Annotated in this window: 10 protein-coding genes; all 10 read right to left on the bottom strand. The window is 63.5% G+C overall.

The window, feature by feature from the left end; all coding sequences use genetic code 11:
* Nucleotides 1-70: 70 nt before the first annotated feature.
* On the bottom strand, nt 71-472 hold the full coding sequence (locus KHO30_RS13755) for a DnaJ family domain-containing protein (protein ID WP_211701818.1): 402 nt from the start codon (nt 470-472) through the stop codon (nt 71-73).
* Nucleotides 473-1049: 577 nt separating this feature from the next.
* On the bottom strand, nt 1050-1649 hold the full coding sequence (locus tag KHO30_RS13750; protein ID WP_093639837.1) for a 2'-5' RNA ligase family protein: 600 nt from the start codon (nt 1647-1649) through the stop codon (nt 1050-1052).
* Nucleotides 1650-2093: 444 nt separating this feature from the next.
* The gene (locus KHO30_RS13745) at nt 2094-2855 is read right to left on the bottom strand and encodes an OmpW/AlkL family protein (RefSeq protein ID WP_093639839.1); all 762 of its coding nucleotides are present in this window, start codon (nt 2853-2855) and stop codon (nt 2094-2096) included.
* A gap of 80 nt (nt 2856-2935) precedes the next feature.
* Entirely contained in the window at nt 2936-4726 is a 1791-nt protein-coding gene (locus tag KHO30_RS13740) for an acyl-CoA dehydrogenase C-terminal domain-containing protein (RefSeq protein WP_211701295.1), read from the bottom strand.
* Nucleotides 4727-4740: 14 nt separating this feature from the next.
* On the bottom strand, nt 4741-5688 hold the full coding sequence (locus tag KHO30_RS13735) for an electron transfer flavoprotein subunit alpha/FixB family protein (protein ID WP_211701294.1): 948 nt from the start codon (nt 5686-5688) through the stop codon (nt 4741-4743).
* Nucleotides 5689-5703: 15 nt separating this feature from the next.
* The gene (locus tag KHO30_RS13730; RefSeq protein WP_211701293.1) at nt 5704-6453 is read right to left on the bottom strand and encodes an electron transfer flavoprotein subunit beta/FixA family protein; all 750 of its coding nucleotides are present in this window, start codon (nt 6451-6453) and stop codon (nt 5704-5706) included.
* Nucleotides 6454-6496: 43 nt separating this feature from the next.
* Nucleotides 6497-8101 (bottom strand): AMP-binding protein, encoded by a 1605-nt coding sequence (locus tag KHO30_RS13725; RefSeq protein WP_211701292.1) that lies wholly within the window; start codon nt 8099-8101, stop codon nt 6497-6499.
* 87 nt (nt 8102-8188) lie between these two features.
* Nucleotides 8189-9430, bottom strand: coding sequence for a thiolase family protein (locus tag KHO30_RS13720; protein ID WP_211701291.1), 1242 nt, complete (start codon nt 9428-9430; stop codon nt 8189-8191).
* Nucleotides 9431-9493: 63 nt separating this feature from the next.
* Nucleotides 9494-10609 (bottom strand): saccharopine dehydrogenase family protein, encoded by a 1116-nt coding sequence (locus tag KHO30_RS13715; protein ID WP_211701290.1) that lies wholly within the window; start codon nt 10607-10609, stop codon nt 9494-9496.
* A 51-nt stretch (nt 10610-10660) separates the two neighbouring features.
* On the bottom strand, nt 10661-11917 hold the full coding sequence (locus KHO30_RS13710; RefSeq protein ID WP_200654255.1) for an acyl-CoA dehydrogenase family protein: 1257 nt from the start codon (nt 11915-11917) through the stop codon (nt 10661-10663).
* Nucleotides 11918-12063 lie beyond the last annotated feature (146 nt).

Below are 12063 nucleotides of genomic sequence, written 5' to 3'. Positions count from 1 at the left end.
GCCGCCTCAGCCGATTCGCGGGACTCGACAGACCCCGGATCTCGCGAGGCGCAGCGGGCAAGCGGCTCGCTCACTGCGAACCCGCATCGGCCATAGTGAGGTTGCCGACGTGCTCCGAGAGCCGCTCGGCAATGCGGCGGCAATACTCGCGCGGCAGGACCAGCGGGCCGCCGCGCAGCGATTCAAGCGCCATATCGAGCGCCAGCATGCGCGCCTGGAGACGGCAGCGGGTGGTCTGGTCACTCACAGCATTGAGCTCCGCCTGCAGGTCGCGCAAGGCGCGCAGCTGCTCGACAGCCGGCGGCACGAAGCCCGCATTCTTCAAAATTCGGTTGGCGACGCGCACTTCCTCCGGGACCAGTGCATCGTCCTCGAAAGGCAGCGGCGCGCCCGCGCCCGGCAAATCATCGAACTCACCGCGCGCGGCTGCGGCGGCAATACGCTGTTCGACTAACGCATCAAGCAATTTCATCTGCAGTCCACTACGTTGCGGCCCAAGCATTCTATCAGGGAGCGCGCGACGGTTTTGACTGTCTGACCGACGAATCCCCCTGGTTTTCAGATTCTGCGTATTTGAGGGGCGCATGGTGTGAATTAGGGTGGAGGGTTGCCGGCGCCGCTGCTTCGCACCGAAAAACTTACGAATATCTTTCGGCCTGCACCGCAAAAACGGCCACTCGGCCCTGCCATTGCCGCGTTCATGGAGTCTACTTACGTTATGCAATCCGGAATCACCGACCATCACTTCGATCCAGCACTTCCCACTTGCGCCGCACGCTGCGATCCGCGCCTGAGCGCATTGACAGCGCGGCTTCGAAAGCATGCCTTCACACGATATCTACGCACGACAATGATCGCTATTGCCATGGCGGTCACGCTATCAGGCTGCGGCGTGTTCTGCGGAGGCGCAGGTGGAAGCGGCGGCGGCTTTGCCGGCGGCTGCGCAACCGGCGTGCGGTTCTAGTCCGGCGCAACGTCTCCGCGATTCATCGTGAACGAGCCGCTCCTGCATCGTCACGCATCCCGAAGGCCGACGCGAACCCGTACATTCACCCGGCTGCCAATGCCCAACGCGCCAGAACGACATGCCGGGTACGGCCGAGCAGGCTGTGCACCAGCGCAAACTCACGCACGTTCCAACTGACGGCTTCGACAGGACGTGTCGCGATCGGGGGCATGCCGTAAGCAAGGGTCACGTGCGGGGTGTACGGCGTATTCGGCGAGACCGCACGATCCCCAAATCCAGCGTTCTGCAATGCCAGTCCAAGTGCATCGTGAAGCGCGTGGAGTCCAATAACGCCCTCGCCCCCACCCAACACCAGCGGCCCCGGCCGCGGCTTAATTGCAAAACTGACCGCACTGTCGAACTCGACACTAAAGGGCTCCATGCTGATCGATGCGGCCGCGTTCATAGCTGCATCCACTCGTGCCGGTGGCAAGCCGCCCGCGAAATTCCCGAGATGTAGCAACGTGACGTGCAAGCGGTTGGCCGCGAGCGGTTTGCTCTTCGAGCGTGTCTCTGAGCAAAGCTGTTGTGCCAGCTTCGCGATTCCAGTTGCCGTGCGCATATCCGGAAAGACGGCGAAGAACAGGCCGTCGGTCGGCACAGGCGGCGCCTCGAGTCCGGGCAGCCAGAGTTGCTCAGGCATGGCGCGCCTGAATGGGTGACGCAGACATTTCGATGAAACTCCTCGCATCGATGCGGGCTAGCTCACGCATCGGAAAATTTTTCACGACTCGATGGGGCGAGGCGAGATTCAGCACACCCCCGCATCCCGCGCCCGTTCACGCCCAATGAACTTGCACTCACTGTGCCGTCCACGCACGATACTGTACATTCATACAGTATCGATGACAACGTGGAATCGCTCAGGACGCTGGAAGCACTGCCCGACGCAGCGAAATGCCCAGGCTTTTGAGCATGCCCGGCACACGAAAAAAGGGCGCCGCAGCGCCCTCTTCCGTGACTTCAATTCATCTCCGACGCGGGCTCGACCGGAACCAAACCGGTTCTGGCAAAAGCGCACCTGTCCGCGCTCGTCCCGAAGACCGCGCAGGGCGGCCGCAACCAGAACATCTGCCCGCTAAGCCCGCTAAAACCGGTATCCCAGTCCAAGAAACACGATCACCGGATCCGCCGTAATGCGCGTCTTGTTCGACAACACCGTCTGACCGTTGGCAGCCACGGCATTGACCGTAGCATTTGTCTTGAGAGACAGATAGGTCACCGACGCGGTCGCGTACCAGTTCTTGCTGATGTTGTAAGACGCACCCGCGACGAACGCGGGATTCCACGACGGACTGAGCGATGCCGTCACCTGCCCCCCCGGCCCCGCAATCTGCTGCAACGCGCCGCCGAATGTCGAGTTGAGATTGGTATGCGAGAACCAGGTGTAGTTCACGCCGACGCCGACGAACGGACGCAGCTTCGCCTGCGCGTCGAAGAAGAAATACTTCAGGAACAGAATGGGCGACCACGACCGCGTGGTAGCAAGCGGCTGCAGATTCCCCAGATTGAGCTTGGGCCCGCCGGCGCCGAATGGTGCGGCGTTGCCCTGCGCAAAGAGCTGGAGCTTGGGTGGTATGCCCGCTGCCAGGTCAACGGCAATGTTGTCCGTGACGAAATACGTGTTCGAGAGCTCCAGGGTGAACGTGTTATGTATCTGACCACCCGTGCCCGTTGACGTAAAGGTGCCCAAAGCCGAACTGCTCTGCAGCGAGGTGGCGGACGACGGGGCAAAGTCGAGCCAAACGCCACCCGCGCTGGTGATGAGACTGCCGGCGCTCTGCGCCATCGCGTTGCTGGTACATATCGCGCCTGGTATTAACGCAAGGCATGCAAGTTTTTTAAACATATCCCCTCCACTTTATTTCGTATTGCGTATCAATAGTTTTTCATCGACACCGGCTCTCGCAGCACCTCTTGCAGCGCCGCTCAGAACTGCTCGATTGGGAGGTTCGACCCGCCCGACGCCCCACTGCGGATCGTCTCCAGAAGCGCATTCGCTTTGGGCAGGATCTTGTCGGCGTAGAAGCGCGCGGTGGTGAGCTTGGTGCGATGAAAGTCAGGGTCCTCATTCGCTGCGCTTTTCGCCGACGCAACGAGCGCTGCGCGCCCCATCTGCCAGCCGCCGCACACGTAGCCGGCGAGCATCAGGTAATCGACGGAACTGGCAAGCGCGGCATCGGGCTGAGTCGCCAGGGCTTGCAGCATCCAGGCGGTGGCGTCTTCAAGCGCCTGCACACCGGCCGCGAGCGCCGTGCCCACAGAGGCCACTTCCGTATCCGTGCTGCGCGTGAGTTCCAGCGCGGCCTCACGTATCTCCGCAACAAGCTCAGCCATCCCTGCGCCCTGATCTGACGCGAGCTTGCGACCGGCAAGGTCCGCCGCCTGAATGCCTGTGGTGCCTTCATAGATCGGCGCGATCCGTGCGTCACGCAGGAACTGGCATGCGCCCGTCTCTTCGATGTAACCCATCCCGCCATGCACCTGCACGCCCGTCGATGCGATCTCGACGCCCAGCTCCGTGCACCATGCCTTCAACACGGGGATCAGAAGATCGACACGCACCTGGCGACGTGCTCGCTCAGCGGCATCCGGGTCACGGTGCGCGCGGTCCATGTCCGCCGCCATCACGTATGCGAAGGCACGCATCGCTTCGATCTGGGACTTCATCGTCATCAACATGCGCCGCACATCCGGGTGATGAATGATGGCCACCGCGCCACCCGATTTGCTCGATGCGAGACGTCCCTGAACGCGTTCCTTCGCATATTCGCGGGCCTGCTGATAAGCGCGTTCCGCGATCGCGAGTCCTTGGATACCCACCTTCTGGCGCGCCTCGTTCATCATCGTGAACATATGCGCGAGGCCTTTGCTCTCCTGCCCCACCAGATAGCCAATCGCCCCGCCCTGATCGCCGAAGCTCATCACACAGGTCGGACTCGCGTGAATGCCGAGTTTGTGTTCGAGAGACACGCAGTGCACGTCGTTGCGCGCACCCGGCGATCCATCGGCGTTGAGCAGGAATTTCGGCACGAGGAACAGCGAGATGCCGCGCACGCCTTCGGGCGCGTCGGGCGTGCGCGCCAGCACGAGGTGAATCACGTTATCCGTCATGTCGTGATCACCCCACGTGATGAAAATCTTCTGGCCGGAGAGGCGGTAGTGATCGCCGTCAGGTACGGCCTTGGTGCGCACGGCGGCGAGGTCCGAACCGGCTTGCGGCTCGGTCAGGTTCATCGTGCCGGTCCACTCGCCGCTAACCATCTTCGGCAGATAGCGTGCTTTCAACTCGTCCGAACCATGTTGCCGCAACGCTTCGGTGGCGCCGGCGGTCAACAGAGGACACAGCGCAAACGCCATGTTCGACGAGTTCCACATCTCCACGGTTGCCGCCTGCAGGAGTTCGGGCAGGCCCTGGCCACCGAACTCGGGGTCGCCGCTCAGGCCGCTCCAACCGCCGGCAACGAACTGCCCGTAGGCAGCAGAGAAACCGTCGGCGGCCACCACGCCGTCAGGCGTCAGCCGCGCGCCCTGTTCGTCGCCCGGTTTGTTGAGCGGCGCAAGCACTTCAGTCGCAAGTCTTGCGGCCTCCTCGAGTACCGCCTCGGCGAGTTCCGGGGTCGCCTCCTCGTAGCCCGGCAGCGAAGACAACTCGCCGAGTTCCGCCAGTTCCGTCATCACGAAACGCATGTCGCGCAGCGGCGCAATATAAGTGCTCATCATGTGCTCCCGCATTAAGCCCGTTGTAATTTGTCCAGTTCGCGGGACAACTCCGGCAACACCTTGAAGAGGTCGCCCACGATCCAGTAATCGGCGACCTGAAAAATCGGCGCCTCCTCGTCCTTATTGATCGCGACGATCACCTTCGAGTCCTTCATCCCGGCCAGATGCTGGATCGCGCCGGAAATCCCGACCGCGATATACAGCTGCGGGGCGATGACCTTGCCGGTCTGACCCACCTGATAATCGTTGGGCGCGAAGCCGGCATCGACCGCGGCGCGCGATGCGCCGACCGCCGCGTTAAGCTTGTTAGCAATGTCATCGATCAGCGCGAAGTTTTCGCCGGACCCCATGCCGCGGCCGCCGGAGATCACGCGCTGCGCGGACGTCAATTCCGGGCGTTCCGAGCGGGTGAGCTGGTGGCTCACGAAGCGCGAGCCTGGAACCTCGGCAGCCGGCTCCAACGCGTCGATCGCGGCGGCACCCCCTTCGGCGGGCGCGGCCGCGAAGGCCGTTGTGCGAACGGTAATCACCTTGATCGGGTCGGCGCTTCGCACCTTTGCCAGCACGTTGCCCGCGTAGATGGGGCGTACGAACGTATCGGCGGATTCGACGGCGCTGATCTCGGAGATCTGCGCCACGTCGAGCAACGCAGCGACACGCGGCATCACGTTCTTCGCGGTCGTGGTAGCGGGTGCGATCACGTGGCTATAGTCAGCCGCGATCTTCACGACGAGCGCCGCCAGATTCTCGGCCAGCGCATGGCCGTAGTGCGCGGCGTCGGCGAAACGAACTCGCGTGACGCCGGCAATGCGGGCCGCCTGTTCGGCGACTGCCGCGCTTTGCGAGCCGGCCACGAGAACATGAATATCGTCGCCGAGTCGGGCGGCGGCGGTAACGGCGTTCAGGGTCGCTGTCTTGAGCGTCTGATTGTCGTGCTCAGCAATAACGAGTACGGGCATTTTTCTCCCCTTGTGTTAGATGACGTGGGCGACGTTGTGCAGCTTGTCGACCAGTTCGGCTGCATCGGCGACGCGAATGCCTGCCTCGCGTTTGGCGGGCTCGGCGAGCCCGAGCGTAGTGAGTCGCGGCTTGACGTCGACACCGAGCGCGTCCGGCGTCACCACATCGAGCGGCTTCTTCTTCGCCTTCATGATGTTGGGCAGCGTGGCGTAGCGCGGCGTGTTCAAGCGGAGATCGGCGGTAATGACTGCCGGCAGATCGACTTCGATCGTTTCGAGGCCGCCGTCGATCTCGCGCGTGACCGTGGCCTTGCCCGCTTCGATCGCGACCTTCGAAGCGAACGTCGCCTGCGGCCAGCCGAGCAGCGCCGCGAGCATCTGGCCGACCTGGTTCGAGTCATCGTCGATCGCCTGCTTGCCGAGCAGCACCAGTTGCGGTTGCTCCTTATCCACTAGCGCCTTCAGCAGCTTCGCGACCGCAAGCGGCTGTAACTCCACGTCGGTGTCGACGAGGATGGCGCGATCGGCGCCCGTCGCCAGCGCGGTGCGCAGCGTTTCCTGGCACGCCTGCACGCCACACGAAACCGCGATCACTTCGCTCACCACGCCGGCTTCCTTGAGGCGCACGGCCTCTTCAACACTGATTTCGTCGAAGGGGTTCATCGAGAGCTTCACGTTGGCGATGTCGACGGCGCTGCCGTCGGCCTTGACGCGGACCCTCACATTCGCGTCGACGACGCGCTTGACAGGAACAAGTACTTTCATTGCCTACTCCATTTGAAAATTGCTTAGGGTTTGCCGCGCACCGTCACGGCGTCTCGGCGAACACGCTGTTACGCTGGCCGTCGAACATGTCGACCAGATAGCGTTCAAGCGGTTTTTCCGACGCTGTCTTCGGGATCTCCGGCACCACCTGCAACCAGGAGACGACCGAACTCGCTTCCAGCTTCGCGCGGCATGCGCGGAATATCTGCTGCGGGTCGAAACGGGCTGCGTCCTTGGGCACCACCGCCGCGACCACATCCTTTTCGCCGGGCGCGCCCGACGCGGCCTTCACGCCGTACACGTAGACGTCTTCGACCAGACCGGATTCAGCGATCACTTTCTCGATCGGCGCCGGATTGATGAACTCGCCGTTGTGGCGAATGCCGCCGCCTTTGCGGTATTCGAAGAAGAGCCAACCGTTCTCGTCTTCGCGTACGACGTCCCCCATGTACAGCCAGCCGTCCCTGCACTTCTTCGCCGACGCTTCCGGATTGCCGAAGTATTCGACCTTGAACGGCGAGCCGTCGGCCGGACGGAACAGCAGTTCGCCGGGCACACCGGGCGCGCAGTCGTTGCCGTCGTCGTCGACAATGCGATGCCTGAGAATCGGCGCCGGCTTGCCGATACTGCCCACCGGGCCGACGCCGAGCGGCCTGACCGTAATCCCGCCTTCCGCCGCGCCGTAGAATTCGACGATCTGGATACCGAAGCGTTTTTCGAAGTCCTTCCAGATCGCCGCCGGCATCCCCGCGGATATCACGAAGCGCACGGGGTTGTCCGCGTCATCGGGCTTGTTCGGCTCGCTATAGACCGCCGTGGTCATGCCACCGAGCAGCGTGAACGTCGTACAGCGGTAGTTACGGGTGATGTCCCACAGACGCGACTTCGTAAAGCGGCGCGACAGCACGGCGCGCATGCCGGCGGTGAGCGAAGCGCCCAGCGTCACGATCTGCGCGTTGGCGTGCGTAAGCGACAGGCCCGAATACGGCCGGTCGCCGGGCACATAGCCAAACAGCGCCGACACTGCCGCCGAGGTGCCGCAGTAGCGACGATGCGTCATGACGATGCCCTTCGGATCGCCGGTGGTGCCGGACGTGAAAATCAACTGCATCGCGCTGTCGGGATCGCGGGCCACGATCGGCAATTCGGGCACCCGCTCCGGCAGCAACGCGTGGTACGACAACACGCCGGGGAAATCGGCGAGCGGCTTCGCGCCCTCGTCCGTTTCGAGCCCGATCACCCAGGACAGTTTGGGGAGGGAAGCGCGCACGGCAAGCAGGTTGTCGAGCGCGTAGTCAGCGGCGATAACGCCGCGGCAGCCCGGGCTGTCGAGCATGAAGGCGAGCTTCTCGCCGCGTGCGCGCGGATCGATCGGCACGAACACCGTGCCCGAAATCGAGGCCGCGACCATTGCGTCGATAAATTCCGCGTGATTGGCCATCAGCAGCGCGAAATGCTCACCGGGTTGCAGGCCCTGCTCGATCAACACCTGTGCGAGCCGCTGGCCGTTCTCCCATAGGTGCCGGTAAGTGCGCACCTCGTCGGGCCGCACGCCGGCGCCTTCGACGGTCAACACGTCGAGATCCGGCATGGTCTCGACACGGTTGGCGAGCAACGCGGCCAACGTGGTTTCGGGTGTGGTGCTCATGGCGCCCTCTCTCCTTGCAGATGCGGTTCGGTCTTGCGCGTGCGCGGAATCTGTCGCGGTTTCACAATGCGGCCTCACGATGCAGCCTCAGCGTCCGAGAATCGTGATGCTGGCAACGGCCTCTTCCACGCCGCACAGTCCGCCGCCGTTCTCCGCGATCGCGATGCGCGCGCCCTCCACCTGGCGAGCGCCCGTCTCACCGCGTAACTGGGTCACCAGTTCGTAAATCTGGCCGAGTCCTGTCGCGCCGATCGGATGCCCCTTCGATTCGAGGCCGCCCGACGGATTGATCGGAATCCGTCCGCCTATCGTCGTTTCGCCTCGTTCGGCGGCCACCCCGCCCATGCCCGGCTCGCACAATCCGAGCACTTCGGACTGGATGATTTCGCCGATCGCCGTCGCGTCGTGGACCTCGGCGACCGAGACATCCTGCGGCGCGACGCCCGCCTGCTCATACGCGCGCAATGAGCCCTGCCGGACCAGATGCCGGTCGAGCGACGTGGCCGGCCGGTCGCTGCCCGTTTGGAGCACGGTCGCCAGCACACGAATGGCGCGCGAGCGCCGCCCACCTAACAGCGCGAGGCCGGCCTCGCTGCACACGATCGCCGCGGCCGCGCCATCGCTGACGGGCGAACACATCGGCAGGGTGAGCGGATAGGTGATCGGCGGTGCGCCGAGAATCTCGTCGATCGAGTAAGCCTGCCGGTACTGCGCGAGCGGGTTGTGAACCGAATGTCCGTGGTTCTTGGCCGACACGGCGGCAAACTGCCGCTGGGTAGTGCCGTATTCGCGCATGTGCATCCGGCCCATCGACGCGTAGATATTCATGAACACGCTGTACGGTTTCGTCGAGACGCTGCCCTCTGGCGGCTCGATGCCCTCGCCCATCTCGAGCAACCGGCGCTTGCCGTTCTCCGTGTCATGCACATCCCACGCACCGTCGAAGGCGCTGAAGGTGCGCGCCTTGTCCGTGGAAAACATCTTCTCGGCGCCCACTGCGAGCACGATGTCGGCGGCACCGGCTTTCACGTAGTTGACCGCGAGGTGAAACGCGGTGCTCGCGCTCGCACAGGCGTTCTCGACGTTGATCACCGCGACCTTGTCGATGCCCATCGCCCGCAGCGCAAGCTGGCCGCGAATCATGTGCTGGCCTTCCATGTGCCCCTGCGTGGAGTTGCCGAAAAACGCGCCCTGCAACTGCGCCTTGTCACAGCCTGCATCCGCGAGCGCGTCTTCCACTGCCGCGCGCGTGAGCTGCTTCACGCTGGTTTCCAGATGCTTGCCGAAGGGCGTCATGCCGACGCCCGCGATATACACTTCGTTACCCATATCGATCTCCACCGCGAGGGGGAACGCGCCGCAAGCCGCCGGCGCGAGCATTCCGATTCGTCGTCAAACGCTCTTGACCTCATAGGCGAGGTAACCTTCCTCGGCCTGCGCCGCGACCAGGTTGCGCGCGCCGAACGCCTGCGCCGGCGAAACGAAACCCACTGCGTGCAATTGCCCGCGCAGCACGCGTCGCGCTGCCTCGGCTCCGAGCACGCCGGTTTGCGCATAAGGCGAGTTGCCGCGCAGAATCACGCTGACGGAATTCGTATTGCCGCGCCCCTGGCACGACAACGTGCAGCGATTCACGTCCGGGTTTTCGCGCGGAGGCTCGACCTGCGTCACGGCCTTGCCCCACTCGTTGGTGACCTCTTCCTGTTTGGCGGGATCGAGGTGGCGGCACTGTTCCTCGAATTTCTTCAGCAGGCCGACCACCGCGAGAAAGCGTTCCTGATTTCTGAACGACACGAGCGTCTGGCAGTTGCGCACGCGCGGGTCATCCTGGTACCAGACCGGCTCGCCGCCACCGCTCCATGGCAACGCATTCAGCAGCATGTGTTCACCCGGCACGTGAACCTGATACGGCGTGGCCCACGGCCACTGCACCAGTTGCTTGTTGCGCAGGTAGTACTGCGGCTGCGTGCACATCCGCAGAAACGACATCGTCGAGGCGACGCTCACTTCCGAGTCGCCGAGATAGAGCACGTCGAGCGTGTCGATTCCGGGAGTTTCCAGGGCGATCTCCGCCGCGAGATTGCCTTCGGCCCACATGTACGAATTGCCGGGGCACAGCGCCAGACCGCGGGCCGCGAAGGACTCGCCATACGTGCGCTTCAACAGCGACATCCAGTCGGTTTCGCCGGTGGTGTCGAAGTAGTTGCAACCGGCCGCGAGACTCGCCTCGACCACCGGGCGCCCGAGCTGCATGAACGGCCCGACGATATTGATCACCACCTTCTTGCCCTTGAAGAATTCGGTGAGCGCGCCTGTCTCGTGCCGAACCGCCACGCACTGATAGTCGTGTCCCGCGAGTTCGGGCACCTTCGCGAGTTCTTCTTCGAGCCGCTCCTTGCTGCGCCCGGCGGCAATGAACGGAATGCCGCGTTCAGCGAGCTTCCATGCCGTGAGCTTCCCGGTGTAGCCACTCGCTCCATAGAGGACCACTTCGTATGTCGTTGCCATTTCGTCGTCTCCTTCAGGTTGTCATAGGATTGCGTGGACGCGTCGTGCCGTTCAAAGCAGCTCGGGGTCGATCAGGTAGTAGCCACCCTTGATCGCCAGCACTTCGTTGCAGCCGTCTTCGATCATCGAAGCGCGTGCGTCGCGCCAGATCTTTTCGATCGGATACTCGCGGGTGAGCCCATTGCCGCAGAAGATCTGCAGCGCGTCGTTGGCCACTTCGAACGCGGTCTGGGTCGCGGTGACCTTCGCCGTCATCGCCGCGTGCAGCGAAGGCTGCGCAGCGGTGAAGTTGTAGTGCACAACACGCTGCGCGAGCGCACGGGCGGCCTCGACCTTGCGAAACATATGAAAGAGCCGCGACGCGACCGACTGATGGCGGATGATCGGCAGGCCACCCTGCTTGCGTTCATGCGCGTAAGCGAGTGCGAGCTCGAACGCGGCGCGCGCAGTGCCGGCAAACACGTTGGCCATGATCGCGTTGGCGAACGTGTGAATCGCATAGACCGCGTCGACGTACTGGTCGGGACCGGCGAGGAGATGCTCCTTCGACAACGTAACGTTCTCAAAGAACAGTTCGCCCTGGTTGAGCGCGCGCTGGCCGATCTTGTCAAGTGGCTTGCCGCGCGAGACGCCTTTGGCGTCGAGCGGCACGATCACCACCGCGCCGCGTTTCGTGTCGGCGCCGTTGCCGCTGTCCGCCGCGCAATAGAGAATGCACACGTCGGCGGCGATACCGTTCGACACCCACGCCGACTTCTGCCCGTTGATGATCACCTCGTCGCCGCGCAGCGTCGCCACGCAGTTAGGGCGGCCGTACGAGCCCTGCGGATGAAAGATCATGCCGTTGGCGTCGAGCATGTCGGAGCCGTGATCGGGTTCCGTGATGGCCCAGCAGCCGAGCTTCTCGTCCGGTGCGAGCGCACGGCAAAACGGGTTGCCGGACACGGCGCTCATCAGTGCGGGCAGCAAGCCTGCACCGTAGGTGATCGCGAGTCCCGAATCGCCCCAGCCGAGTTCTTCGAACAGGATGCTCATCGTCGTCGCCCGTTCGGCGGGTTCGAGTTCGAGCAGCCCATCAACCCCGAAACCGAGCCCGACGAACTTCTCGCGCGCCTCCCAATAGGGCGAGCCCTTGGCGATCACCTCCTCGGGTGTCATGCGATCGAGCTTGACGCCGATCGGACGCATGACCTCTTCTGCGTAGCGATGCACGCTCTGCTGGACCATCTGGTTCATCTCGGAGAGTTCGGGCTGCGCGCCGAGCGGACCGAGTTTGTGCGCTGCAATGTGATTCGTTGCGGTTGACATGTCTCCTCCTGCGAGGTGGTTGGGCGTATGATTTCTATGGAATCCATGGTGTCCCGGCGCGACGCTATGCAACATCCCCCGTACAGGGGAACGCGATTGCATGGAGGGGGAATGGCAGCCAGGGTCAACCCGAACGCCCGGAGCAA

Origin of the sequence: Paraburkholderia aspalathi, assembly GCF_905220735.1 — a bacterium.
GTDB lineage: Bacteria > Pseudomonadota > Gammaproteobacteria > Burkholderiales > Burkholderiaceae > Paraburkholderia > Paraburkholderia aspalathi.
This window is presented reverse-complemented; position numbering and strand designations above follow the sequence as displayed.

Coding starts and splice junctions, on each gene's coding strand:
- KHO30_RS13735 (WP_211701294.1), bottom strand. CDS start 5,688: ATGCCCGTACTCGTTATTGCTGAGCACGACAATCAGACGCTCAAGACA.
- KHO30_RS13755 (WP_211701818.1), bottom strand. CDS start 472: ATGAAATTGCTTGATGCGTTAGTCGAACAGCGTATTGCCGCCGCAGCC.
- KHO30_RS13740 (WP_211701295.1), bottom strand. CDS start 4,726: ATGAGCACTTATATTGCGCCGCTGCGCGACATGCGTTTCGTGATGACG.
- KHO30_RS13745 (WP_093639839.1), bottom strand. CDS start 2,855: ATGTTTAAAAAACTTGCATGCCTTGCGTTAATACCAGGCGCGATATGT.
- KHO30_RS13730 (WP_211701293.1), bottom strand. CDS start 6,453: ATGAAAGTACTTGTTCCTGTCAAGCGCGTCGTCGACGCGAATGTGAGG.
- KHO30_RS13710 (WP_200654255.1), bottom strand. CDS start 11,917: ATGTCAACCGCAACGAATCACATTGCAGCGCACAAACTCGGTCCGCTC.
- KHO30_RS13725 (WP_211701292.1), bottom strand. CDS start 8,101: ATGAGCACCACACCCGAAACCACGTTGGCCGCGTTGCTCGCCAACCGT.
- KHO30_RS13715 (WP_211701290.1), bottom strand. CDS start 10,609: ATGGCAACGACATACGAAGTGGTCCTCTATGGAGCGAGTGGCTACACC.
- KHO30_RS13750 (WP_093639837.1), bottom strand. CDS start 1,649: ATGCCTGAGCAACTCTGGCTGCCCGGACTCGAGGCGCCGCCTGTGCCG.
- KHO30_RS13720 (WP_211701291.1), bottom strand. CDS start 9,430: ATGGGTAACGAAGTGTATATCGCGGGCGTCGGCATGACGCCCTTCGGC.